The sequence below is a fragment of the Corynebacterium freneyi genome (assembly GCF_030408835.1).
Taxonomy (GTDB): domain Bacteria; phylum Actinomycetota; class Actinomycetes; order Mycobacteriales; family Mycobacteriaceae; genus Corynebacterium; species Corynebacterium freneyi.
Genome location: NZ_CP047357.1, coordinates 2,327,568 through 2,351,830, shown reverse-complemented (window position 1 = coordinate 2,351,830; position 24,263 = coordinate 2,327,568). Strand labels below are relative to the sequence as shown.

The 24,263-nt window shown below is 68.2% G+C and carries 25 protein-coding genes; 11 read left to right on the top strand and 14 right to left on the bottom strand.

The genetic code is table 11. The features are described from left to right. Window positions 1-1,764, bottom strand: coding sequence for an RNA/DNA-binding domain-containing protein (locus tag CFREN_RS10540; protein WP_070521760.1), 1,764 nt, complete (start codon window positions 1,762-1,764; stop codon window positions 1-3). A 115-nt stretch (window positions 1,765-1,879) separates the two neighbouring features. Further along, window positions 1,880-3,388, bottom strand: coding sequence for a DUF1846 domain-containing protein (locus CFREN_RS10535; protein WP_070521757.1), 1,509 nt, complete (start codon window positions 3,386-3,388; stop codon window positions 1,880-1,882). Window positions 3,389-3,456: 68 nt separating this feature from the next. Between CFREN_RS10535 and CFREN_RS10530 the strand changes: the two genes are divergently transcribed. Then, the gene (locus CFREN_RS10530; RefSeq protein ID WP_425321480.1) at window positions 3,457-4,746 is read left to right on the top strand and encodes a 5-(carboxyamino)imidazole ribonucleotide synthase; all 1,290 of its coding nucleotides are present in this window, start codon (window positions 3,457-3,459) and stop codon (window positions 4,744-4,746) included. Window positions 4,747-4,816: 70 nt separating this feature from the next. After that, window positions 4,817-5,341 (top strand): 5-(carboxyamino)imidazole ribonucleotide mutase, encoded by a 525-nt coding sequence (gene purE / locus CFREN_RS10525; RefSeq protein WP_209652060.1) that lies wholly within the window; start codon window positions 4,817-4,819, stop codon window positions 5,339-5,341. A gap of 27 nt (window positions 5,342-5,368) precedes the next feature. Here the strand turns inward: purE and CFREN_RS10520 are convergent, their stop codons facing one another. The 6 genes from CFREN_RS10520 to CFREN_RS10495 all read right to left on the bottom strand — a co-directional run bounded on the left by CFREN_RS10520 (window position 5,369) and on the right by CFREN_RS10495 (window position 11,356). Continuing rightward, window positions 5,369-6,430: a S41 family peptidase gene (locus CFREN_RS10520; RefSeq protein WP_244979482.1), complete on the bottom strand. Its 1,062-nt coding sequence runs from the start codon at window positions 6,428-6,430 to the stop codon at window positions 5,369-5,371. A gap of 108 nt (window positions 6,431-6,538) precedes the next feature. Further along, the gene (locus tag CFREN_RS10515; protein WP_209652062.1) at window positions 6,539-6,754 is read right to left on the bottom strand and encodes a hypothetical protein; all 216 of its coding nucleotides are present in this window, start codon (window positions 6,752-6,754) and stop codon (window positions 6,539-6,541) included. 97 nt (window positions 6,755-6,851) lie between these two features. Continuing rightward, complete coding sequence (locus CFREN_RS10510; RefSeq protein WP_209652064.1) at window positions 6,852-7,694, bottom strand: carbohydrate ABC transporter permease; 843 nt, start codon at window positions 7,692-7,694, stop codon at window positions 6,852-6,854. Next, a complete protein-coding gene (locus tag CFREN_RS10505; protein ID WP_239252448.1) occupies window positions 7,691-8,641 on the bottom strand; it encodes a carbohydrate ABC transporter permease in 951 nt (316 codons plus the stop codon). The genes CFREN_RS10510 and CFREN_RS10505 overlap by 4 nt, the downstream gene beginning before the upstream one ends. A gap of 131 nt (window positions 8,642-8,772) precedes the next feature. Continuing rightward, window positions 8,773-10,029, bottom strand: a complete 1,257-nt coding sequence (locus tag CFREN_RS10500) for an ABC transporter substrate-binding protein (protein WP_070521751.1) — start codon at window positions 10,027-10,029, stop codon at window positions 8,773-8,775. A 214-nt stretch (window positions 10,030-10,243) separates the two neighbouring features. Further along, on the bottom strand, window positions 10,244-11,356 hold the full coding sequence (locus CFREN_RS10495; protein WP_209652068.1) for an ABC transporter ATP-binding protein: 1,113 nt from the start codon (window positions 11,354-11,356) through the stop codon (window positions 10,244-10,246). Window positions 11,357-11,486: 130 nt separating this feature from the next. On the opposite strand from CFREN_RS10495, the gene CFREN_RS10490 reads away from it, so the two are divergent. The 5 genes from CFREN_RS10490 (at window position 11,487) to CFREN_RS10470 (ending at window position 17,623) form a co-directional block, all read left to right on the top strand. Further along, the gene (locus tag CFREN_RS10490; protein ID WP_244979483.1) at window positions 11,487-12,887 is read left to right on the top strand and encodes a sensor histidine kinase; all 1,401 of its coding nucleotides are present in this window, start codon (window positions 11,487-11,489) and stop codon (window positions 12,885-12,887) included. Window positions 12,888-12,928: 41 nt separating this feature from the next. Beyond that, window positions 12,929-13,705, top strand: a complete 777-nt coding sequence (locus tag CFREN_RS10485) for a response regulator transcription factor (RefSeq protein WP_209654538.1) — start codon at window positions 12,929-12,931, stop codon at window positions 13,703-13,705. Window positions 13,706-14,042: 337 nt separating this feature from the next. After that, a complete protein-coding gene (locus CFREN_RS10480) occupies window positions 14,043-15,752 on the top strand; it encodes a DUF222 domain-containing protein (RefSeq protein ID WP_209652071.1) in 1,710 nt (569 codons plus the stop codon). Between the two features lie 79 nt (window positions 15,753-15,831). After that, on the top strand, window positions 15,832-16,593 hold the full coding sequence (locus CFREN_RS10475) for an ABC transporter ATP-binding protein (RefSeq protein WP_209652073.1): 762 nt from the start codon (window positions 15,832-15,834) through the stop codon (window positions 16,591-16,593). Between the two features lie 124 nt (window positions 16,594-16,717). Next, complete coding sequence (locus tag CFREN_RS10470) at window positions 16,718-17,623, top strand: hypothetical protein (protein WP_209652075.1); 906 nt, start codon at window positions 16,718-16,720, stop codon at window positions 17,621-17,623. Between the two features lie 90 nt (window positions 17,624-17,713). On the opposite strand, the gene CFREN_RS10465 is transcribed toward CFREN_RS10470, so the two are convergent. The 6 genes from CFREN_RS10465 to rpmB form a co-directional block, all read right to left on the bottom strand. Continuing rightward, entirely contained in the window at window positions 17,714-18,427 is a 714-nt protein-coding gene (locus tag CFREN_RS10465) for a TIGR03089 family protein (protein WP_209652077.1), read from the bottom strand. A gap of 52 nt (window positions 18,428-18,479) precedes the next feature. Next, window positions 18,480-19,418, bottom strand: a complete 939-nt coding sequence (locus CFREN_RS10460; RefSeq protein ID WP_209652079.1) for an AEC family transporter — start codon at window positions 19,416-19,418, stop codon at window positions 18,480-18,482. 241 nt (window positions 19,419-19,659) lie between these two features. After that, window positions 19,660-19,911: a 30S ribosomal protein S18 gene (gene rpsR / locus CFREN_RS10455; protein WP_035119551.1), complete on the bottom strand. Its 252-nt coding sequence runs from the start codon at window positions 19,909-19,911 to the stop codon at window positions 19,660-19,662. A 15-nt stretch (window positions 19,912-19,926) separates the two neighbouring features. Next, complete coding sequence (gene rpsN / locus CFREN_RS10450; RefSeq protein ID WP_035119550.1) at window positions 19,927-20,232, bottom strand: 30S ribosomal protein S14; 306 nt, start codon at window positions 20,230-20,232, stop codon at window positions 19,927-19,929. 3 nt (window positions 20,233-20,235) lie between these two features. Next, window positions 20,236-20,400: a 50S ribosomal protein L33 gene (gene rpmG / locus CFREN_RS10445; RefSeq protein WP_209652081.1), complete on the bottom strand. Its 165-nt coding sequence runs from the start codon at window positions 20,398-20,400 to the stop codon at window positions 20,236-20,238. Then, window positions 20,401-20,637, bottom strand: a complete 237-nt coding sequence (gene rpmB / locus CFREN_RS10440) for a 50S ribosomal protein L28 (RefSeq protein WP_035119548.1) — start codon at window positions 20,635-20,637, stop codon at window positions 20,401-20,403. 609 nt (window positions 20,638-21,246) lie between these two features. Here rpmB and CFREN_RS10435 point away from each other — a divergent pair. The 4 genes from CFREN_RS10435 to CFREN_RS10420 all read left to right on the top strand — a co-directional run bounded on the left by CFREN_RS10435 (window position 21,247) and on the right by CFREN_RS10420 (window position 24,202). Continuing rightward, window positions 21,247-21,516, top strand: a complete 270-nt coding sequence (locus CFREN_RS10435; RefSeq protein WP_035119546.1) for a type B 50S ribosomal protein L31 — start codon at window positions 21,247-21,249, stop codon at window positions 21,514-21,516. A gap of 18 nt (window positions 21,517-21,534) precedes the next feature. Continuing rightward, window positions 21,535-21,708: a 50S ribosomal protein L32 gene (rpmF, locus tag CFREN_RS10430; protein ID WP_035119544.1), complete on the top strand. Its 174-nt coding sequence runs from the start codon at window positions 21,535-21,537 to the stop codon at window positions 21,706-21,708. Window positions 21,709-21,848: 140 nt separating this feature from the next. Further along, window positions 21,849-22,541: a response regulator transcription factor gene (locus CFREN_RS10425; RefSeq protein ID WP_070521723.1), complete on the top strand. Its 693-nt coding sequence runs from the start codon at window positions 21,849-21,851 to the stop codon at window positions 22,539-22,541. Further along, window positions 22,541-24,202 (top strand): HAMP domain-containing sensor histidine kinase, encoded by a 1,662-nt coding sequence (locus CFREN_RS10420; protein ID WP_224370373.1) that lies wholly within the window; start codon window positions 22,541-22,543, stop codon window positions 24,200-24,202. Before CFREN_RS10425 ends, CFREN_RS10420 begins: the two co-directional genes overlap by 1 nt. Window positions 24,203-24,263: the final 61 nt, after the last annotated feature.

The window sequence follows — 24,263 nt, the reverse complement described above, 5'->3', positions numbered from 1 at the left end:
TCATCCGTTCGCGGCGGATTCCCCGGCCAATCTGTATCGCTGATTTGGCGATTGCAGTGGTTCGGTGGGCTCCAGCACGCCCTCGCGTTGCAACTGGGTGATCATGGGATTCAACTGGCCTTCGCTGAGTCCCGTCAGGTCCCGGATTTCCGCCCTGGATCGGGGCGATGGTGATTTCGCCAGGGCCGAGACGATCAACTCCCTCTTGGCTTCCGAGGAAATCCGGGTCCGTTGGGCGGAGGGCCCTCCGGGGTACCGTGGCATGCCCGATGGCGCCGGATCCGGTGCGTCGGGCCGGACGTATACGGTCGAGCCCCGCTCTCCCCGCGTCTTGGCGAGTCCGAATCTGACCAGTTCCTGCAGTTGGCGCCTCGCCTCGACCGAGTCCATCGTCGGGAACTCCGCGCGGAACCCGCCGTTCGTGATTTCCCTCCCGTTATGGAGGGCGACGATCGCAACGCGTTGCCCGATGGTCAAGTGGGGGAGCTGGGGAATCGAACGCAACCATTCGAGTTCGTCCGCGGACAGCAACGAAGTGGATGAAAGATCCGCGTCGAATGAAATGACCCGATCGCGGAAGCGGGGCGCGGACAAGTGCGCTTCCTGGAGCGCGCGGCGGATGGCCGGTATGCCCGTGGCGCTCGCTTCCACCACTCGATTCCCGTCGGCGGTCGTGATCGATCTGCACATTTCGTACAGGACCGGGTTTCGCGCGCTCGGGGGCGTCGTGCCAAGCTGCCGTTCCGTCAAACCCCACAGGCCGCCCGGGTTCGTCACGAGCACGTTGCCCGGCCGCCGGACGACGTTCACGTACTTGGTGAGCGAGGCCGGAGATAGATCCCGGTGGACCAGGGCGTTGGCGACCACCTCGCGCAGCGCCACCAAAGGCAGTTCCGGGACGTTTCGGCCATGGCCCGTCGTCGCATCGAAAACGACCGTCGAGCCGATGTTCTCCACGATCCATTCCACGGTCGACTCGAGTAGGTCAGGTATGGGGCCCGCGAACTCCCGTTGATTGCGCAGCCGCACCCCCGGCGTTTCGTCGGGCCCCGGGAGGGCCCGTGCCTTCACCGACAGCGTGGGAAAAAACTGTTGCGGATGGATCCCCAGTGCGTACAGCGCCGCCATGGTCGGATTCCCGCTCTCGGGGTCGATGACGTTCGTCCTGACCAAGAGCTCGTGGCGGTCCATGCCCCTTAGGCGGGGTGCCCGGGATCGCTGTTGGCTCAGGTACTCCTCCAGCAATCTCGGATCCAGGTCGGAGTCGACGTCGGCGCCGGCCACCGGTTTCCTGTCGAACCGGGGAGGTTCCATCTGCGCGAGAATGACCCGGACTTCGGGTTCGCTGAGTTCGTAGTCGCCGTCTGCCGAGCGAATGAATGCGGGCCCGTTCTTTCCCACCCTGAACGGCCGCAAGGATGGGTCCTGGGGTGGAACGATGCACGCGACGACGTTCCGGTGCTCGACCTCATGGACTTCCACCGCCCCAAGCTGCAACGGCGGATGCAAACGGTGCCGAGCCTTGGATCCCAATTGCTCCATGAGGGCCTTAGGGTCGGCGACGCCCGTTACGTCGATTCCGCCTTCGTTCTCTGATACTCCGAGGAGGATCAGACCGCCTTCGGGCATGTTCGCGAACGCGCTGAGGGTTTCGTCCAGCGAGCCCGGGAATCCGCCGTCGGCGCTTTTCGCTTCGATGTTCCAGGTGTCCCCGCCAATTGCGCGGAGGTACTCGATCTGAGCGGGAACATCGATGCTGTTCATGCTTGCAGCATACTTCCTTCTTGCATGGAAGCTCTGATGAACGAGGGGAGTATCAGAGATACCATCAGAGATGGGGGTGCGGCGGAGCCCGCCGCCCCACCGCCGCCGCCGTCCCTTACCGCTTCCGGTACAGCTGCTTGACCTGGTACTCCGGCTCCGAGGTGACGAGGATGCCCAGGTGGCGGAAGATGCCCTCGTCCACGGACCCGAGGATCGTCGTGGTGTGGGCGTCGCAGCCGCGCAGATGCGCCAACGCGTCGAGGGCGCGGCGTGCGTTGTCGTCGCCGTCGGCCGACACCGACAGGGCGATGAGCACCTCGTCGGTGTGCAGGCGCGGGTTGCGGCTGCCCAGGTGGCGCGTCTTCAGCGTCTGGATCGGCGTGATCGACGACGGCGCCAGCAGATCCACCTTCGGGTCGATGCCGGCGAGATGCTTGAGGGCGTTGAGCAGCATCGCCGCGGAGCAGCCCAACAGGGCGGAGGTCTTGCCGGTGATGATCTCGCCGTCGGCGAGCTGGATGGCCGACGCGGGGCCGCCGGTGGCCTCCGCCAACTGCAGCGCGGGCTCGACGACGGGCCGGGAACGGCGGTTGAGCCCGAGCTTGCCCATGATGATGGCGATCCGGTCCGAGACGACGGGATCGGCCTCGTCGCGGCGTTCGTCGACCAGCGCCTTGTAATAGCGGCGGACGACCTCCTGCTCGGCGGCGCGGCGGCACACGGCGTCGTCGGAAATGGCGAACCCGGCCATGTTCACGCCCATGTCCGTCGGCGACTGGTAGGGCGAGCTGCCCGAGATCAGCTCCAGCAGATGCTTGAGCAGCGGGAACACCTCGACGTCGCGGTTGTAGTTGACGGCCTGCTCGCCGTGGGCGGACAGGTGGAACGGGTCGATCATGTTGACGTCGTCGAGGTCGGCCGTCGCGGCCTCGTACGCCATGTTCACGGGGTGATCGAGGGGCAGGTTCCAGATGGGGAACGTCTCGAACTTCGCGTAACCCGAGGTCACGCCCCGAACGTGCTCGTGGTAGATCTGCGACAGGCAGGTCGCCAGCTTCCCGGAACCGGGGCCGGGGGCGGTGACCACGACGACGTCGCGGGTGGTTTCGGCGTACTCGTTGCGGCCGAACCCGGCCTCGCCGACGATGCGCTCGGTGTCGGCCGGGTAGCCCGGGATGACGTAGTGCAGCGACACCTTCATGCCCAGGCGTTCGAGTCGGGTGCGGAACGCCGCGGCGGCCGCGTTGCCTTCCTCGTACTGGGTGAGCACCACGTGCTCGGTGAGGAAGCCCCGCTCGCGGAACACGTCCACGAGACGCAGCAGGTCCTCTTCGTAGGGGATGTCCAGGTCGGCGCGGACCTTGTTGCGCTGCAGGTCGCGCGCGTTGATGCACACGAGGATCTCCATGTCGTCCTTGATGCGCTCGAGCATGGCGATCTTGTTGTCCGGCGTGAACCCGGGCAGGACGCGGGAGGCGTGCATGTCGTCGAACAGTTTGCCGCCCATCTCCAGGTAGAGGCGGCCGCCGATGGACTCCCGGCGGCGGCGGATGTGTTCGGACTGGAGGTTGATGTATTCGTCGCGATCGAATCCAACTGCGTGGCCCACGGCATGATCTTGCATGGGCACCCATCGTACTACCTTCGGGATCCCGCGCCGGGCGTCGGCGGGCGGCGGCCTATGATGGACGCGTGACCGCACCGGAGAACAGCCAGAACGAACCCGCAGACCGCATCCTTCCCGCCAATCCCGCGCATGCGCCCGGCATGCCCGTCGTCACCGTCATCGGCGACGGGCAGTTGGCGCGGATGATGCAGACCGCCGCCATCGAAATCGGGCAGTCCGTCCGACTGCTGGCCGGCTCGCGCGATTCGTCGGCGGCGCAGATCTGCCGTGACGTGGAGATCGGGGATTACCGGGATCTCGAGGATCTGCGTCGCGCCACCCGCGTGCGCGCCGGCGGCACGATTCGCCCGGTCGATGCGGCGACCTTCGATCACGAGCACGTGCCCACCGAGCATCTGCGCGCGCTGGAGGCCGACGGCATTTCGGTCCAGCCGGGGCCGGATGCGCTGGTCAATGCGCAGGACAAGCTGGTCATGCGCAGGCGGCTGGAGTCCATCGGCGCCCCGGTGCCGCCGTTCGCGGTCATCGAGTCGGTCGACGACGCCCTCGGTTTCGCGGAGTCCGTCGACGGCAAGGTGTGTCTGAAGGCCCGTCGCGGCGGCTACGACGGCCACGGCGTGTGGTTCCCGGACGCCGATGAGCTGCCGGGCCTCGTCGCAAAGCTGCTGGCCGACGATGTTCCGCTGATGGCGGAGAAGAAGGTCGACCTGGCCCGCGAATTGTCCGCGATGTGCGCCCGCACCCCGTCGGGCGAGGTGGCGTCGTGGCCGGTCGTGGAGTCGGTGCAGCGCGACGGCATCTGCGTCGAGGCCGTGGCCCCCGCTCCGGGGCTTGACGACGCGCTGGCCTCCCGCGCACGCGACCTGTCGGTGCGCATCGCCCGGGAACTCGGCGTGACGGGTGTGCTGGCGGTGGAGCTTTTCGAGACCCGCGACGCCGCCGGGAAGCCGGAGATCTTCGTCAACGAGCTGGCCATGCGCCCGCACAACACCGGCCATTGGACGCAGGACGGGGCGGAGACCGACCAGTTCGAGCAGCACATGCGGGCCGTGCTGGACTACCCGCTCGGCGACGCCGCCCCGACCGCCGCGGTGACGGTGATGGCCAACACCCTCGGCGCGGACGAAAACCCGGACATGCCGATGAAGGACCGTTTCGCCGCCGTGTGGCGCCGCTTCCCGCACGCGAAGATCCACTGGTACGGCAAGGGGTACCGCGCCGGCCGCAAGCTGGGGCACGTCAACGTGACCGGCGCCGACGACTCGCCCGAGGGCGTGGCGGCGACCCGGCGCGAGGCGAACCTGGCGGCGGGGTACATCGTCAACGCGGTGTGGGCCGACGGCTACGTCGAGTAGCGGGCCGGACCGACTGGACCGACCGGGCCGACCGGACCGGAAACGAACCGAGAAAACGAGGATGGGAAAGATGACCGCGAAGTTGAATGGCGTGGACGGGCCGCTGGTCGGCCTGATCATGGGCAGCGACTCCGATTGGCCGACCATGGAACCGGCCGCCGAGGCGCTGGCCGAGTTCGGCGTGCCCTTCGAGGTGGGCGTCGTGTCCGCCCACCGCACGCCCGAGCGGATGCTGGATTACGCGAAGTCGGCGGCCGGGCGCGGCCTGAAGGTCATCATCGCCGGCGCCGGCGGGGCGGCGCATCTGCCGGGCATGGTCGCATCGGCGACGCCGCTGCCGGTCATCGGCGTGCCGCGGGCGCTGGAGAACCTCGAGGGCATGGACTCGCTGCTGTCGATCGTGCAGATGCCCGGCGGCGTGCCCGTGGCCACCGTCGGCGTGGGTGGCGCGAAGAACGCCGGCCTGCTGGCGGTGCGCATCCTCTCGGCCGGTCACCCCGAACTCGTCGAGGCGATGGAGAAGTACCAGGCCGACATGCGCGACGCCGTCCTGGAGAAGGACAAGAACCTGCGCGACAGCCTGATGGGGGAGTAGTACGCGCCGACCGACCGCAGCCTCCGCCTAACCGCAGCCTCGCGTGGACAACCATTCGAGTGCCGCGGTTTTCGCGTTCTCGGGGGCCGGTCCGGTCGTTTCGTCGGGGTGGACGGGGTCGTCCATGTGGGCGGCGCCGGTGCGGTCGCGGTCCTTCGCGACGGTGAGCATGAGGCTCGCGCCGCCCGGGAACGGGTGGATCATGTTGGCAGAGGCGTAGCCGGCGGTCGGTGTGCCGAAGGACCTGGAGTTCTCCAGGCCGCGGAAGGCGAGCATCGTCGCTTCCCCGGAGCTGCCCGTGCCGCCGTCGACGAGGACGGCCACCGGGACGTCCATTTTGGGCCCCGCCTCGACGGTGATGGGGGTCCCGCCTCCCCGCACCGCGCCGGCGTCGACCGTCACGGCCGTGGAGTAGCCGCGCCCGTCGAACCACAGGACTTCCCCGTCGGGCAACAGCGCAGACAGTCCGGCGACCATCGGCCCCATGTCCCCACCTCCGTTGCCCCGCAGGTCGACGATGGCGCCGCAGGCCCCGGCGGCGTTTTCCCGGGCGATGCCGTCGGCGAGCGTTTCGGCGTACCGTCGCGACACCGGACCGCCGGCGTCGCCGCCATGCGTCGGGACGGTCGCGGTGAGCACCCGCGCCCCGCCCGCCGCCCCCTCCGACGTCACCGTCGGCATGGCGTCCGCGCCGTCCCCGGCCCCATCCCCGGCCCCATCCCCGTTCCCGTCCGCGGTTCCCTCCGGCCGCAGCACCTTCGAGTGCTTGCCTCCGGCGGCGTCGATGGCGAGGTCGAGAGCCGGCCACGTGTCTGAGTAGTCCCGGAGTTCGGCGGCGTCGAGCATGCGCTCGGCTTCGGCCCGCGCGGCTGCGAACTCGGGGGAGTCGCCGTGGATGCCCTGCTCCTCCATGATGTCGAGGGCCGCGCTCGCGTACCGCTCCGGAGTCGGCGGCAGAAGGAAAACCGGCTTTCCGACGATCATCGCCCCCATCGTCGGACCGAACGCGTAGACGAGGACCAGCGTCGCGATGATGAGCACGGAGGCGGTGCCGGCGAGCCAGGCGAGGATCTTCGTCGATGTCTTCATGCCCCCATTCCAGCACCCGGCGGTTCCTCGATCATCGAACCGAGGGGTGATCTCCCTTTCCCCGGGGCCGGCTCGGGGTCCTACCAGGGGATGAGCCGGTTCACCTCGTCAGCGCAGTTCACGCCACTTCCGCCAGATGACCACGTCGACGATGACGAAGACCAGCAGCACGAAACTCAAGAGCACCGACGGTGCACCGACGGCGATGCGGTAGGCCGCCCACGCCCCGATGACGAGGGTCCAGAAGAACGTGAACCCCGCCACCGCCTCCACCCGCATTCGGCGGGCCTTGGCGTCGTGGCGGGGTTGATGCGTTCCGGTCATGGGAGACCAGTCTAGGCGGCTGGCGCGGTGCGGCGGACGTCGTCAAGCAATGCCGTCGAGCAGGCGCCGACGAGCACATACCGTCATGCCAACGCGGTCACGCCTTCACGCCGCCGGCGGTCAGGCCGGAGACGATCCACTTCTGGAAGATCAGCACCATGATCACCAGCGGGATGGTCACCAGCGCGCCGGCGGCCATCGTCGCCGCGTACGGGTACTCGAACGCGCTGGGGCCGGTGAAGCGCGCGATGGCGACGGTGACCGGCTCCGTGGACGTGTTCGACAGCTGGCGGGCCAGCATGAACTCGTTCCACGTCGCCACGAACGCCAGAATCGCGGTGGTGAACAGCGCTGGGGCGGCCAACGGCAGGATCACCATGCGAAACGCCTGGCCACGGGTGGCGCCGTCGACGCGGGCGGCCTCCTCCAGCTCCCACGGCAGATCGCGGAAGAAACTGGTCAGCGTGTACACCGTCAACGGCAGCACGAAGGAAATGTTCGGGATGATCAGCGCCTGGTAGGTGCCGATCCACTTCAGCTCGCCGAACAACTGGAACAGCGGCGTCACCAGCGCGATGCCGGGGAACATCGACGCCGCCAGGATGATGCCGGTGACGAAGCCCTTGCCCGGGAAGTCCATCCGCGCCAGCGCGTATGCGGTGAACACGCCGACCGCCAGCGCCACGAGCGTCGTCGCCGCGCCGATGATCAGCGAGTTGACGATGGCCCCGAGGAAGTCGTTGCCCTTGTCGGTGGCCAGGGCGTCCTCGAAGTTCTGCGTGGTCACGTGCGTGAACCACGGAGTCGTGTCGAACGTGTGCGCCTTGTCGCGCAGGGCGGTGACCAGCATCCAGTAGAACGGGGCCAGACCCCACGCCAGGATGAGGATGACGGCCAGGTAATCGCCGGCCCACCTGCGCAGGCGTTTGCCGGTGGTCATTTCTTCACCTTCACCTTCTTCATGCCCCGGGAACCGGAGACGTCGGCGCCGAGGAAGCGGATCATGACGAACGCGACGCCGAAGATGAGCAGGAACACCAGCGTCGACAGTGCCGACGCGGAGTTGAAGTTGCCCTGGCGCATGTCCTCGACGACCAGCTGCGAGATGGTGGCGGTCGGCGAGTTCGACGACGACGAGATCATGATCACCGGCAGGTCGTACATGCGCAGCGCGTCGAGGGTGCGGAACAGCACCGCCACCATCAGCGCCGGCTTGACCAGCGGAAGCGTGATGTGGCGGAACCGCTGCCACGTGGTGGCGCCGTCGACGCGGGCGGCTTCGTGCACGTCCTTCGGGATCATCTGCAGCCCGGCGAGGATGAGCAGCGCCATGAACGGCGCCGTCTTCCACACGTCGGCGACGATGACCGCGGATCGCGCGGCCCACGGGTCCGTGGTCCAGCGGATCGCCTCGTCGGTGAAGGGCGCGAGGATCGCGTTGGCGATGCCGTAGTCTGCGAAGATGAACTGCCACAGCTTGGCGGTCACGGCCGTCGGGATCGCCCAGGGGATGAGGACCGCCGCGCGCAGCATGCCGCGTCCGACGAAGTCGCGGGCCATCACCAGCGCCATGCCCAGGCCCAGCAGCGTCTCCAGCGACACCGTGACCACGGCGAAGAACAACGTGATGCCCACCGAGGGCCAGAAGTCCGTGGACAGGGTGCCGGGCGCGCACGTGCCGACGGTGCCGTCGGCGAGCATGCAGCGCTGCGTCAGCCAGTAGAGGTAGTGCTGGAATCCGGCGAAACCGCCCTCCACGAACATGCCCGTGTCGGGGTCGATGTGCCGGTCGGCCTGGAACGACAGGAAGATCGCGCGGATGATCGGGTAGCCGATCACCACCGCCAGCACCGTCAGCGCCGGGGCGATGAGCCACAGGGCCTTCAGCTTCGACGCCGGTTTCGACGCCGACGTCGACGGCGGTCCGTCGCCGTCGGGGGCCTCGTTCCCGGCGCCGCCTGGCGGCGGCTGCTGTCGGTGCTTGCCGACGGTCGACGTGGACACGCGCGACTCTCCTTCTAGTTGCCGGCCTGCTCGAGCGCGGCCTTCATGTCGGCGATGGCCGTGTCGACGTCCTTGGTGCCGTTGATGGCGGCGTAGGCGTTGTCCTGGATGGCCTTGGTCATGGCCTTGTAGTACGGGGAAACCGGGCGCGGCTTCGCGTTTTCCAGGGACTCCTTCAGCGCCGGCAGGTACGGGAACTGCTCGACCAGCGACTCGTCGTCGTAGATGGAGGCGAGCACCGGCGGGAAGGACTCCTCGGCGAAGCCCATCTGGCTCTCCTCCGAGATGATGTACTCGATGAAGTCGCGGGCCGTGGCCTTGTTCTTCGAGTGGGCGTTGATGCCGTTGTTGTAGCCGCCCAGCGTGGACACGCCCACGCCGTCCGGGCCGACCAGCGGGGTCACCTCGAACTTTCCGCCCACCGGGGTGTCCTCGGCGGCGTCGAACATGTACGGCCAGTTCACGGCGTACGCGGACTCTTCGTTGGTGAAGGCCTGCAGCGTCTCCTCCTCCGTGGCACCGGTGGAGGCCTTGGTGATCGTGCCGTCGCCGTAGGCGTCGACCAGCGCCTGCAGGCCGGCCTTGGCCTCCGGGGTGTCGACGGTGACGTTGCCCTCGTCGTCGATGAGGGAACCGCCCCAGGCGTGGATGGCGTCGAGGGTGTTGACGCTCAGGCCCTCGTACTGCGACAGCTGCAGGGTCAGGCAGCCCTTGTCCTCCGGCAGCGGCTCGCACGATTCGCGCAGGGCATCCCAGTTCTCCGGGGCCTCGGGGATGAGCTCGGTGTTGCGGAACAGCAGCTGGCCGTTGGTGTTCTGCGGCACCGCGTAGACCGTGCCGTTGTAGGTCGCGGAGTCCACGGCCGGCTGGAGCAGACCGGAGGTGTCGACCTTCATGGCGTCCTGCAGCGGCACGAGGTAGCCGTTGGCGGCGAACTCGGCGGTCCAGGTGACGTCGAGGGCCATCACGTCGAACTCGTCGGACGACGCCTCGAGCGACTGGACGAGGGTTTCGTGCTGGGCGTCGGCTTCACCGGCGAGCTCGTGGACGGTGACCTTTTCGTCGGGGTTGTCGGCGTTCCAGCGCTCCGCGATCTTCTGGACCTTCTCGATGTCGTTCTTGCCCATCGCGAAGGTGATCGGGCCGCGGGCGTCCTGGCCCTCCTCGGCCGCGGGATTGTCCATGCCACCGTTGTCGTCGGAGGAGCAGCCCGCGAGGACCAGGCCGGAAACGGCGAGGCCCGCGAGCAGCGACGTGCGGAATGAGACCATGATGGTCGTCCTTTCGTGTCCGTGAACGTCCCCGGCAATCGGGGTTCGTCGTCGAGTTTAAATGCTATGTGGGGTAAAACACAGGGTCATTTAAGGTTTCGCCGAAGACCGCGTGTCGCGGACGAGGTCCGGGAGGCCGGCCGGAGCCCGACCGGAGCGCGACGGGAGCCCGACCAAAGCCCATCCAGAGCCCGGCCAAAGCCCTTCGGGCCGGTCAGTTCAGTCGCAGGCCCGTCTCGACGTCGAACAGGTGCAGCTTGATCGGATCCGCCACGATGGACACTCGCGTGCCGATCGGGGGAGCGGCGCCATCGCCGACGCGGGCGATGAGCGGCTCGGCCGCATCCGCGCCGACGCCGCCGACGGCCTCGTCCGGGTGGGCGTACACGTAGGAATCCGCGCCGAGCTCCTCCACGAGCGCGACGGTCGCCGCGATGCCCCCGCCGCCTTCGCGACCGTCGCCCAGCGCCGCATTCTCGGGCCGCACGCCGACGACGACCTCCCCGCCGCGTCCCCGCAAACGCTCCGCCACGGCATCTTCGAGCCGGATGCGCTGATCGCCGAAGAGGACGGCATCGTCGTCAAGCCGCGCCCGCAGGAGGTTCATCGCCGGGGAACCGATGAAACCCGCGACGAACACGTTCGCCGGCCGGGCATAGAGCTCCTTCGGCGGCGCGACCTGCTGCAGAACACCGGCATCGAGGACGGCCACGCGGTCGCCCATCGTCATCGCCTCGACCTGATCATGCGTGACGTACACCGTGGTGACCCCCAGCTCCCGCTGCAGTGCGGCGACCTGGGTGCGGGTCTGCACGCGCAGCTTCGCGTCGAGATTCGACAGCGGCTCATCCATGAGGAACACCTGCGGCTCGCGGACGATCGCCCGGCCCATGGCCACCCGCTGCCGCTGCCCGCCTGACAGGTCCTTCGGCTTGCGGTCCAGATACGGAGTGAGATCCAGCATCGCCGCGGCCTTCTCCACGCGGGCGTTGCGCTCGGCCTTGCCCACCTTCGCCAACTTCAGGGCGAAACCCATGTTCTCGCGGACCGACATGTGCGGGTACAGGGCGTAGTTCTGGAACACCATCGCGATGTCCCGGTCCTTCGGATCATCGTGGGTGACGTCGCGGCCGTCGATGAGGATCCGTCCGGCCGTCACCTCCTCCAGTCCCGCGAGCATCCGCAGGGACGTGGACTTGCCGCAGCCCGACGGGCCGACGAGCACCAGAAACTCGCCGTCCGCGATGTCGAGATCGAGGCCCTTCACGGTGGGCGCGTCCGCGCCGGGATACGTCAGCTGCGCGCGTTCGAAAGTGACGGTCGCCATGGGATCAAGCTAGCAGAGGGGTCCGTCACGGGACGGCCGCATCGGCGGGCGGTTCCGGTGGGGCGGCATCAGCGGGAATTCATACCCGGGGACGACGGCATGACGGCGCCGCCGCGCTAGCGTGTGGGCCATGTCCGTATCCGACCGCGCCGACCGTGCAGACCGTGCCGCCCGCGACACACGCATCTCCCGCGCCGTGCGGGCCGTCCGCTCGGCCACCGGTGCCGCCGCGAGCCCCGGCCGCCCCTGGTCCGGGGTGCTGTTCGATGCGGTGTTGGCCGCTTTGGTGCTCGCCCTGTGCGTCGGCCTCGACCATTCCTCCGTCTACGACCCGCCGGTGTTCGTGCCCGGGCAGGACGCGGTGCCGGAGTGGGCGGTCGGCGTGCATTGGGCGTGGGTGATCGTCGCCTGGGGCGTCATCGCGGTCCGGCGGGTGTGGCCGGACGTGGCGAACATCGCGCTGCCGGCGTTGCTCGCGTTCCACCTTGCGGTGCTGCCGACGGGGTATACGTCGTTCGTCGTCACCTGTTTCGCGATGCATCACCTCGGCCGGCACGTGCCGCGCGGGTGGTCCGTGCCGGTGTGGATCGCCGTGTCCGCCGGGGTGCTGGTGGCGTTGGTGGTCAAGGGCGGGTACCTGGTCATCGCCCCGGAGGTCGGCCTGGTGTTGACGCCGGTTGCGCTGACGGTGCTGGGCTTTTTCTGGATGCTGGGCCTCAACGGCCGCCGCCGTGACCGGGAGTTGATGGCGTTGCGCGATCGGGCGGAGCTCGCCGCCATCGCCGAACGCACCCGCATCGCCCGCGAGATGCACGACATCGTCGCCCATTCGCTCACCGCCGTCATCGCGCAGGCCGACGGCGGCCGTTTCATCGCCGCGAAGAATCCGGACAAGGCGGTGGAGGCGTTGGAGAACATCGCCTCCACGGCGCGCGACTCCCTCGGGCAGATGCGGCAGTTGCTGTCGGTGTTGCGAGATCCGGCTGATTTCGGGGACGGTTCCTTGCTTGACGACGGCCCGTCGCAGGCCTCGAGCGACCCATCGCAGGCAGGGGCCGGGGAGGCGGGGGCCGCATCGGACGGCGCGGGAAAGACTGTCGCGGCATCGGCTGCGGAGTATGCCCCGATGCCCGGCCTGGACGCGTTGCCGCAGCTCGTCGCCGAATCGACGAGGGCGGGGCTGCGCGTGACGTTCACCGAGGAGGGGACGAGGCCGGCGGTCGGCGCGACGATGCAGCTGACCATCTACCGGATCGTGCAGGAGTCCCTCACCAATGCGCTCAAGCACGCGGGCCACGTCGCCGTCGACGTGCGACTGGAGTGGGGGAAACGCGACTGCACCGTCACGGTGCGCAACGATGCGGGAACCGGGAACGTGGAGGTCGAGCCGTCGCGGGGCAGCCGGGGCGAGCCACGCATCGGCCGGGGGATCACCGGCATGCGGGAGCGGGTGGCGCTGCATGGCGGCACTCTGGAGATCGATGACGCGCCGGGCGAGTTCACCGTCGTCGCGCGGTTGCCGAAGGGGTGAGTGGAGTGAGCGGGATGAGCGGAGCGAACGGGACGGTGGACGTGATCCGGGTGGCGCTCGCCGACGATCAGGCCCTGGTGCGGGCCGGTTTCGCGATGGTCGTCGATTCCCAGGACGACATGGAGGTCGTGTGGCAGGCCGACGACGGTGCCGCGGCGGTGGCGCAGGCGGCGAAGCGGACGCCGGACGTGATCCTCATGGACATCCGCATGCCCGGCCTCGACGGCATCGAGGCGACGAGGCGAATCCTCGCTGAAGGCGGCGAGGCGGGCAACGACACGACGCCGAGGATTCTCGTGCTGACCACTTTCGACGTCGACGAGTACGTCACCGACGCCATCGCCGCCGGCGCATCCGGGTTCCTGCTCAAGGACGCCGCCCCCGAGGAACTGCTCGCCGCGATCCGGGACGTGGCGGCGGGAGACTCTGCGCTGTCGGCGCGGTCGGCGGCGCGGCTGATCGCGCAGGTCCGGCCGATGCTGGGCGGTGCCGACGGTGCCGTGGCGGACGGGCCTCCGGTCGCCGCCGCCGGTGGGGTGGACGACGGGGAGGCGGAGGCGTCGTCAAGCGACACGGCGGGACAGGTGCACGTCCGCGACGACCTGCCCGACCCGCTGACGCTGCGTGAAGAGGAAATCCTGCGGCTCATCGCGCTCGGGCGCACCAACGCCGAAATCGCCGGGGAACTGCACATCGCGATGCCCACCGTGAAAACGCACGTCGGGCGCATCCTGATGAAAACCGGCGCCCGCGACCGCGTCCATGCCGTGCTGTTCGCGATGAGCACCGGGCGCGTCGGCGTCGGCGAGCTGGAGTAGGGGGCGGAGGGGCTGGCCTCGAGCTGGCAGGGGACCGGAACCGGATCGGAAGGGCCCGGAACCGGCCGGGTGTGGCGAACAGATGGTGGGTTTTCGGGAGCCACATCGAGCCCGCCGCGGCACTCGTATTCGAACGGGAGTGACAACTGCCTCTGATTCTTTGAAAGTGCAGTAGCGGGTGTGGTGGGCGGGGGTAATCGCACGCGTGACGTGCGACGATGATAAAACTCTTGCGGGAGGCGCGATTTGGGGGATTGATTTTCGCGGCTCGTAAAAAATCGAAAAAAAGTGCGATTTTCGGGTTGTGGTCGTCGTCAAGCTGCCTGATGATGGGGGCATGACCGGACCTGCGGAATGCGCCACGGATCTCCTCGCCGCCATCGCCACCATCGGCGAGGCGGTGGAGGTCGCGACCGGCGGCTGGGACCGGCTGGACCGCCAGCAGGTGGACGATGCGTACGAGGCCCTGGAGCGGGCGCGCAAGCGGATGGCCATCATCGATGCGGAGTTCATGAAGGCGCATCGGACGCACCACCATGTGACGGATCGGGGAGTGGGCCGCACGTTCGCGGAGTGCGCGAACACGTCGCGCGCCGAGGGGCGTCGGCGGGCTGCGGCGCACCATCGGCTGCACCAGTGGGAGTCTTGGCCCGGTTCCTCCGGCAATCCGGAGTACATGCCGGCGGTGCGGGAGAAGGTGGAACAGGGTGTCATCGGCGCCGACGCGGTGGAGAAGATCGACCGGGCGATTCGTTCGATGCCGGCGGCGATTCAGGCGGAACTCACCGAAAAGGCGGATCCGCACATCGCCGAGCTGGTGGAGAAGGTCCGCGTCGATGACCTCGATCAGCTCGGGACGATGCTGCGTGCGCTGTTCGGGATCGATGACCCGTACACCGACGAGGACCGCAAGCGGAACCGTTCGATCCGCGTGGGCAAGCAGGGTTACGACGGGATGAGCAAGATCTACGGCCACCTCACGCCGCATTTGGCCGCGCTGTTCAAGAGGCTTGCGGCCGATCACGGGCGGCCCGGTGGTTTGCTCGACGACGCCGCCGATGACCCGCGCACGCCGTCCCAGCGACTCCATGACGCCGTGGAAGCCGCTTTGGCCGCGGGGTTCGGCCGCGGAGCCGATCCGACCGGCGGTGAAGGGTGGGGTTCGAAACCGGACGGCGGAGCGCCCGAGGAGGGCGGCGGGCCCGAGGATGATTCCCCGTCGGGAGGTTGTGGCCAGGTCGTCGACCCGAACTTCGGCGCCGATGCCGACACCCTCTATGACATCCCGGACCACGGAGACGGAAAGAAGCGGAAGCGGAAACGCGGTCGCCTTGCGCCGGCCCGGGGGACGACCTCGATCGTCGCGGTGACCACGTTGGCGGAGCTGCTGGCGCTCAACGGAACCGCCTCCACCGACACGAACGTTCAGATGACGGTGGCGGACGCCGTCGAGCATTGCGACGCCCGCAACCTGTTCCTGCAGGTCCTCGATTTCCAGGGGCGGACCCTGTATTTCGGGCGGTCGCGGAGGCTCGGGTCGATGGACCAGTACCTCGCTCTCTTCGGGGAGGAGGGGATGAGCTCGGCGCCCATGACATCGGCGCCGGCCGCCTCGTGCCACATGCATCACATCCGGGGATGGAAGTTCGGCGGAACGACCGACCTGCCGAACTTCACGTTCGTCGACCCCGCTACCCACGCCAACACCGACGACTCGCGGACCGACCCCGACAAGTGGTGGTCCCGCCCGGGCAACGGGCCCGGGGAGCCCCGCGTGGTGTGGAAGCCCCCGAGATCGATGGATCCCGAGCGCAATCCGGCCGAAAACGAGCATCCGGCGGGGTGGTGCAACCCCGGTCGGGTGATCCGCAGGGAAAACCGCAGGGAGCAATGCAGGGAAAACCGCAGGGAACAATGCAGGGAAAACCGCAGACGGGAACGGGAACGGACCGGCGAGCGTGATCGGGAACCGGATCGGGAGCAGCGGCGGCAACCCGTGCACGACCGGCGAAATAACCCGGATGATGCGTCTAGTACCCCGGTATGACCCGGCAGCGCCAAATCGACCTGCGGAAACCATCCCGTGGGGCGATTTGGCGCATCCGCATTTCGATGAGCATGGGGTCATGTTCGAAATCAGGAATCTCACCAAGTCCTACGGCCGCACCCGCATCATCGACGACCTCAGCTTCACCGTCCCCAACGGGGCAGTCACCGGTTTCCTCGGCCCCAACGGTTCCGGCAAATCCACGACCATGCGCTGCATGCTAGGTCTCGACCGCATCGACCGCGGCGAAGCTCTCATCGATGGCCGACCGCTGACCGGCTACCGTGCGCCGGCGCGCGTCGTCGGCGCCATGCTCGACGCCGGGTGGATGAACCCCAAGCTCACCGCCCGCGGCCACCTGCGGACCGTCGCCCGCGCCGCCGCCCTCGACGACACCCGAGTCGACGACTGCCTCGCCCTCGTCGGCCTCGAATCCGTCGCAGGCAAGCGGATCGGGGGATTCTCCCTCGGCATGAAGCAGCGCCTCGGCCTGGCCACCGCGATGCTCGGCGACCCGACGCACCTCGTCCTCGACGAACCCGTCAACGGCCTCGACCCCGACGGCATCCGCTGGATCCGCAAGTCCATCCGCGCCTTCGCCGACGAAGGCCGCTCCGTGCTGGTGTCCTCCCACCTCCTGTCCGAGATGGAGGTCACCGCCGACCGACTCGTGATCATCGGCAAGGGCCGCCTCGTCGGTGAATGGGACAAGGACGAGCTGCTGCGAGGCCACGCTTCCCTCGAAGAGGCTTACTGGTCCGTCGCCTCCGAGCACGCCGAATACGGAACCGCCGCCGACTCCGCCACCGCAGGCAACTACCCGGGTACGGCCGCCGCCTGAGCAGCCCGGGCGCGGCCGTCGCCTGAGCGGCCCGGCCGCAGTCGCACAACCCCGGCGGAACCCACGGCCTCAACGGAATCCACGGCCTCAACGGAATCCACGCCACGACTTCAGGAGAACCATCATGACCACCACTTCCTCGACCACCACCTCATCCGCGACCGCCCCTTCGTCGACGACCGCCCCTTCCACGACTGCTGCGGCATCGCCGAGTGGCACTGCGTCGACCAACACCGCCTCGGCTGGGGCTGCCCCGGCCAACACCGCTTCGGCCAACGGCGCCTCGTCCGCCTCCGTCCCCGGCCCGCTGAACCTGCTCGGCTCGGAACTCGGCCGCCTGCTCAATCTGCGGGCGACGTGGGGATACGCCTTGGCCATCGTGGCGATCATGGCGGGCATCCCGATGCTGATGTGGCTGGGCACGCGCGGGGCGGCGACGGAGTTCAGGTTCGAACCGACGCTGCCCGACGTGCTGCTCGGCTCCGACTTCGCGGTGATCGTGGCGATGATCTTCGCCGCCGGCGGCTCCGCGGCGGAGATCGCCGGACGCCGCATCGCCTTCGGTTACCTGACGTCCAACAGCCGCCCCGGCGTGCATGTCGCGCGGATGGTGGCGCAGGTCATCGTCGTGGGCGTGGCCATCGTCGCCGGGTTCGCAATCGCGGCCGGGTTCCTCGCCGCGGTCGGGGCCCTCGTGCCGGAGGGGTTCGGCGGCGCGGCGGCGCACATCGGCATTCTGCTGCTGTGGACGGTGATCGGCTCGGCCGTCGGCATGCTCGTCCCGGTCACTGCGGTGGCGACGGGCCTGCCGGTGGCGTGGATTCTCCTCGTCGAGGTGGCGCTCGGTACGGTGCCGATCGAGTTCCTGAACAAGCTGACCGAGTACCTGCCGTGGACCGCGTCGCGTCAGCTCCTGGGCATGATGGACATCGGCGTCTCCAACGTCCACGCCGGCCTCGTGCTCGCGGCCTGGTCGGTCGCGGTCATCGGCGGCGGCATCATCGTGGCGGCCCGCCGCGACGTGAAGTAGGAGAAGCAGAAACGGCGTCTCGGGCGGCACCGCTTCACGGCACCATGCGCCCGAGCCGCTGCACGGCATTGCTTGACGACGGCCCGTCCGCTACTCCAGCGGCCGGGCTTTCTCGATGTCGGCGATGCGGGCGATTCGCTCGTCGTCGCCGCCGCGCACGATGACCGCCGCCCCGCCCACGGACCATGCGGCGAGCACGCAGCGGATCCAGTCGTCGGCGGTCGGGCCACCGGACCAACCGGCGGAGATGACGCGGGCGCCGTCGTCGAGTCCGGCGTTCTTCGCGACGTCGCGGGCCCGCGACACAAGTTCGGCGGGCGTCGATTCATCCACGAGCACCTGTCCCTCATCGGGCCCCATGCCGATGTACGCGTCCGGGTGCAACCGCACCTCCGGCCCGAAGTCGACGACGCCGGGCGGGATGTCGCCGCCGGTCTCTACCACGCCGCGGCCGAAGACGTCGTCGGTGACGGCGGCCAGATACGCGTCGGGGAACTTCTCCTCCCACTCCGACAACTTGCCCACGGTGGTGAACACCACCAGGGGATCTTCGTCGTTGAGCTCCACTCCCGCCCTCTCGGCCCCGACGACGAGGCACGCGGCCTGCCAGATGGGCGGCAGATCCACCCAGGCGCTGTCTCCGGGCTCCAGGTCGAACTCGTCGTGAAGCATGTTGGCGATCTTCGACGCCCAATTGTCCAGGGTGATGGCACTCAAATCGGTGCGGCCACCAGTGGTTTCGTCGTAGCAGGTGATGCGCGGGACGGAAGGGTCGGCGGACAGGAGTTCCTTGAGCAGTTCCACGACCCCAAGGGTAGCGACGAAACCGAATCCGGCGGCGGGCGTCGACGGACGGTCAGCCCAGCAGCAACGCGATGACGAGCACGACCGGGACGCAGGCGAGCGTGGTCACCACCGCCGAGTCGCGGGCCTGGACGGTGCCGCGCCCGAACCGGGAGGAGAACGTGTAGACGTTCTGCGCCGTCGGCAACGCCGCGATGACCACCGCCGCCAGCAACGCATGGCCCTCCATCCCCAGCAACACCGACGCGATGAACCATGCCATCAGCGGCTGGCCAAGGTTCTTCAGCACCGACGACAAGACGACCGCCCGCCGCGGCGACGTGCCCTTGCGCAGCACCGCCGCCCCGTGCAGTCCGATGCCGAACGCCAGCAGCGCCATCGGCACGGCGGCCTGGCCGAGCAGGCCGATGGGGGAGGCCAGCACCGTCGGCACGCCGTCGGGCAACGTGCCGGCGGCCAGGCCGAGCGCCGCGCCGACGAAGATCGGGTTCTTCAGGGGCGTCATCAGCGTGCGGCGAAGGTCCAGGCGGCCATGGCGCGACGTGAGAATGTCCAACACCGTCAGGCAGATCGGCGCATAGAAGGCGATCTGGAAGATCAGCGCCGGCACGATCGCCGTCGCATCGTGCAACACCGCCGTCGCGATGGGGATGCCCAGATTCGCGACGTTGTTGTAGCTCGACGACATCGCGCCCACGACCCGCTCCGGCTCCTGTTGCCCCACGAGCGGGCGGGCGATGAGCATGTAGATGGCCGCCACCGTCAACGCCGACCCGGCGGCCACCGCGAACGCCGACCCGAGGGCCGCGCCCGTGTCCGACGTCGCCAGCGTGTGCAGCAGCATGCACGGCATGGCCACCCAGTAGACGACCATGTTCAGCGCGTAGCCGCCGCTCTTGCCCAGCACCCCGGCCCGGCCGACCAACCAGCCGATGGTGATGATCACCGCCACCGAACCGAAGCCGGTGAGGATCTGCATCAGGTCGGGCATGGGGGTGGGCCTTTCGGGGAAAGAAAAGGAAGGGAGTGGGGGATGAAGGGGTGAGAAGAAAGGTGGGGAGGGAGGGGAGAGGAACCAGTGCGAGCATATGAAAACGGACCCGGCCACCTCCCGTCGGGGAGGCGGACTCGGGTCCGTTTACGCTGTCATCGCATGTTCAACGTCATGCGGCCAGCGCGTGAATCGGCCTTGCGGCGGTTGTCGATCGATCGGCTCCCGCCGACCAGCCGATTTAGCGGCTGGTGAACGGCAGGAGGGCCATCTCGCGGGCGTTCTTGACCGCGGTGGCGACCTGGCGCTGCTGCTGCGGGGTCAGGCCGGTCACGCGACGGGAGCGGATCTTGCCCCGGTCGGAGATGAACTGACGCAGCAGGTTGATGTCCTTGTAATCGACCTTCTCAACGCCGGCGGCCTTGAGCGGGTTCTTCTTCGGGCGGCGGGACTGCTCCATCCGCGCCTTCTTGTTGCCGTGGTTGCGCTTCATGTGAGTGTCTCCCTCTTACCAGCTGGACTTACGGACGCCCGGGAGCTCGCCACGGTGGGCCATCTCACGGACGCGGACGCGGGACAGGCCGAACTTGCGCAGGTAACCCCGCGGGCGGCCGTCGGCGGCGTCACGGTTGCGGACGCGGACGGGGGAGGCGTCGCGCGGCTGACGGTTCAGCTCGAACTGCGCCTCGGCACGATCCTCGTCGGAGGTGTTCGGGGACTTGATGATGGCCTTGAGCTCAGCGCGACGCTCCGCGTAGCGGGCGACGATCTCCTTGCGCTGCTCGTTCTTGGCGATCTTGGACTTCTTGGCCATGAGTTAGCGCTCCTCGCGGAATTCGACGTGCTTGCGGACGATCGGATCGTACTTCTTCAGGGTGATGCGATCCGGGTTGTTCCGCTTGTTCTTCCGCGTGACGTACGTGTAACCCGTACCCGCGGTCGACTTCAGCTTGATGATGGGACGAATGTCATTGCGGGCCATTTAGATCTTCTCCCCACGTGCGCGGATCTGGGCCACGACGGCCTCGATCCCGTACTTGTCGATGGTCTTCAGACCCTTCGGGGACACCGTCAGGGTGATGGTGCGCCCCTCGGAGGCGAGGTAGAACTTCTTGCGCTGCACGTTGGGGTTCCAACGGCGCGACGTGCGCCGGTGCGAGTGGGAGACGGTCTTGCCGAAGCTCGGCTTCCGTCCCGTGACCTGGCAAATCGCCGACATGGGCTTTCCTTTGCTTCCTAGCCGCCCATCAGCCGGCTCCAACGCGCCACGCCGGGGGCAGAATCGCGGCTTCCCCTCCTGCTCGTGGTGCCGGTCGCGGTGCGAGGCGGTACGTGCGTGAACACTGCTCAGGTGCTCGGAGGGGGAGTGCTCTTCTGATCCGGGGCGCCGTCGTGCCAGGGCACTGGGCGTAAAACGAATGAACAGACAACAGCGAGGACTTACCCTACAGGTGGCCCCCGTCGGATTCCTAATCGCCTGGAAGCGGGCGGGGATGCGGGCGGGGAAGAGCGCCGGGAACCGCGCGGGTGCATGCGCCTCGGTTCGCGTCGGCAAGCAACCCTTAAGGAATGGGGGCAGTCGACTGGGAGTCGCCGTCGGGGAGGATGGGGGCGCCCCGGCGTTTTTCCTTATCGGCGCCCCTGCGTGTAGGGTGCTAGGGGTTCATCGCCGACAGCAGCGGCGATGGTGCACGCATACGAACCCAACTCGGGCACGATCCGGGCCCCGGCGTGACTCACGCTCCACGGCGAATGATACGTCGCAAAGCAAAAGTCCGCCCGCGCCGCCCGGAAGCGACCCGAAGTTCAATCCTGAGGGAATCGAAGCATGAAGAAGGACATCCACCCCGACTACCACCCGGTGGTCTTCCAGGATGCGGGTACCGGAACGCAGTTCCTGACCCGCTCCACGGCCACTTCCGGCCGCACCGTCCAGTGGGAGGACGGCAATGAGTACCCGCTCATCGTCGTCGACGTGACTTCCGAGTCGCACCCGTTCTGGACCGGCGCCCAGCGTGTCATGGACACCGCCGGCCGCGTCGAGAAGTTCCAGCGTCGTTACGGCAACCGCGTTCCGCGCCGGTCCAAGAAGAACTAAGAAGGAGGGTAAACCCACATGGCAGTCCCCAAGCGCCGCATGTCGCGGGCCAATACCCGCGCCCGCCGTTCCCAGTGGAAGGCTGACAACGTCGCCCTCCAGGAGGTCAAGATCGACGGTCAGGTGCACATGGTGCCCCGCCGCCTGGTCAAGGCCGCCCAGCTCGGCCTGGTCGACGTCAAGCAGTTCTAGCTGACTTCGAGCGGTCCCGGTCGGCCGCAGGCTTTTCAGGCTTTGCCCCGAAGACCCGTTCCCCGCGTGGGGGACGGGTCTTCGGCTTTCCCGGGCGTTGCTCTCAGCGCCGACTCAGCCGTTCACGGCACAATGGGACCATGAAGATTTTGGTGGTGGACGACGATCAGGCCGTGCGTGAGTCGTTGCGGAGGTCGCTGACGTTCAACGGGTACACGGTCGACCTGGCGGAGGACGGGGAGCAGGCGCTGTCGAAGATCGCGTCGGACCGGCCCGACCTGGCGATCCTGGATGTGATGATGCCCAAGCTCGACGGCCTCGACGTGTGCCGCCGCCTGCGCAGCGAGGGCGACGATCTGCCGGTGCTCATGCTCACCGCCCGCGATTCCGTGTCCGAGCGCGTCTCGGGCCTCGATGCCGGCGCCGACGATTACCTGCCCAAGCCGTTCGCGCTGGAGGAGTTGCTGGCCCGGGTGCGTTCCCTGCTGCGTCGCGCGGCGTTGGAACCCACGACGAGCCAGGAGCCGGTGGTCCTGAAGTTCGAGGACCTCAGCCTCGATCCGGACACGCGGGAGGTCTTCCGCGGCGAGCGGGCCATCAGTTTGACCCGCACGGAGTTCGCGTTGCTGGAGTTGCTGATGAACAACCCGCGTCGCGTGCTGTCGCGCACGTCGATCCTCGAGGACGTGTGGGGCTATGACTTCCCGACCTCCGGAAACGCGTTGGAGGTGTACATCGGGTATCTGCGCCGCAAGACCGAGGCCGACGGCGAGCCGCGGTTGATCCACACCGTCCGCGGCGTCGGTTACGTCCTGCGGGAGACCGCACCGTGATGCTGCGCCGTTCCGGCGGCGGGCGTCGTTCGTCCTCCGCCGATTCGCTTTACGACGCCGACGCGGAGGCGGAAGCGGCCCCGGGGGCGAGTGCGCCGGAGACCGACGGCCCGGCGGCGTCGAAGCCGTCGTGGCAGGGAATGACGGGAATCAACGGCAACGGCGACAAGGCGGGGAAATCCGCCAAAAATGGGAAAGCCGGCCGGGAGGACAAGAAGGGGAGATCGTCGTCAAGCGTGGACGACGAAGCGTTCGACCGGGCCTTCAACTCGGGATTCGGTCACCGGGTGTCGCTGCGGTGGCGGCTGACGCTGCTCACCGCCCTCATCGTCGCCGCCTCCGTCGGCCTGATGACGCTCGCCGCGTTCGTCACGGTGCAGGCGACGCTGTACCGGGAGGTCGACGAGAACCTCAAGAGGCAGGCGACGCAGCTGCTCAACTCGCCCTACGCGTCGGAATTCGCCATCGAACCGATCGTGACGGCCGATTCGCTGAAGATCCTCAACCCCGACCTCGACGCCATCTTCTTCGCCCGCGACAGCGTCACCGGGCGCGGCGGCACCATCAACATCGGCGGGCCCGAGTGGGCCGTCATCAGCGGCAACCGCATGGAGTCGCTGCGCACCGACGAGTTCAGCAACAAGCGCATCTACGCCATCCACGACCCGTCGGGGGCGACGCTGGTGCTGGCGTACAGCCTCGATTCGACGAATGCGGTGCTGCGGTCGCTCGGCGGCGTCCTCGTGGTGATATCCGCGATCGGCGTGTTCTTCGCCCTGGCCGCCGGCATCACGGTGGCGACGGCGGGCCTGCGGCAGATCGCGCGGCTGCGGCGGGCGGCCGACCGCATCGCCGAGACCGACGAACTGCGGCCCATCCCGGTGCACGGGCAGGATGAGCTCGCCCGATTCACCCGATCGTTCAACGAAATGCTCGCGGCGCTGCAGGCGTCGCGAACCAAGCAGGCGGAGCTCGTCGCCGACGCCGGCCATGAGCTCAAGACCCCGCTGACGTCGCTGCGCACGAACGTCGAGCTGCTCATGATGGCGTCGCGGTCCGGCGCCACCATTTCCGCGAAGGACCGCGAGGAACTCGAAGCCGACGTCATCGCCCAGATCGAGGAATTGTCGACGCTCGTCGGCGACCTCGTCGACCTGGCGCGCGAGGACGGCCCGCAGCAGGTGATCGAGGAGGTCGACGTCGTCGACGTCATCGAGACGTCCCTCGAACGCGTCGAGCGGCGCCGTCCGGACGTGACGTTCATCCTCAAACTCAACGACTGGTTCCTCTTCGGCGACCCCGCCGCCCTGGGGCGCGCGGTGCTCAACCTCATGGACAACGCCGCGAAGTGGTCGCCGGAAGGCGGCACCGTGCGCATCGGTTTGCGGCCGGTCAGCGAAAACCTGGTGGAACTCACCGTCGCCGACTCCGGCCCGGGCATTCCCGAGGAGGAGCGCGCCAAAATCTTCGACCGCTTCTACCGTGCGATCCAGTCCCGGTCGATGCCGGGGTCGGGTCTCGGGCTGGCGATCGTCAAGCAGGTCATCGTCCGCCACGGCGGCACCATCGCGGTGGAGGATTCCGACGACGGCGGCACGCTCATGCGGGTTCGACTTCCCGGTTCCGCCACCCGAACCGGGGAGCCCGTCATCGAAGCGTAGAGTCCCCCCGAAGGGGCCAAGTTCATGGCCGCAACGCAGTGGGCTCTCAGCGTCTTGTCAG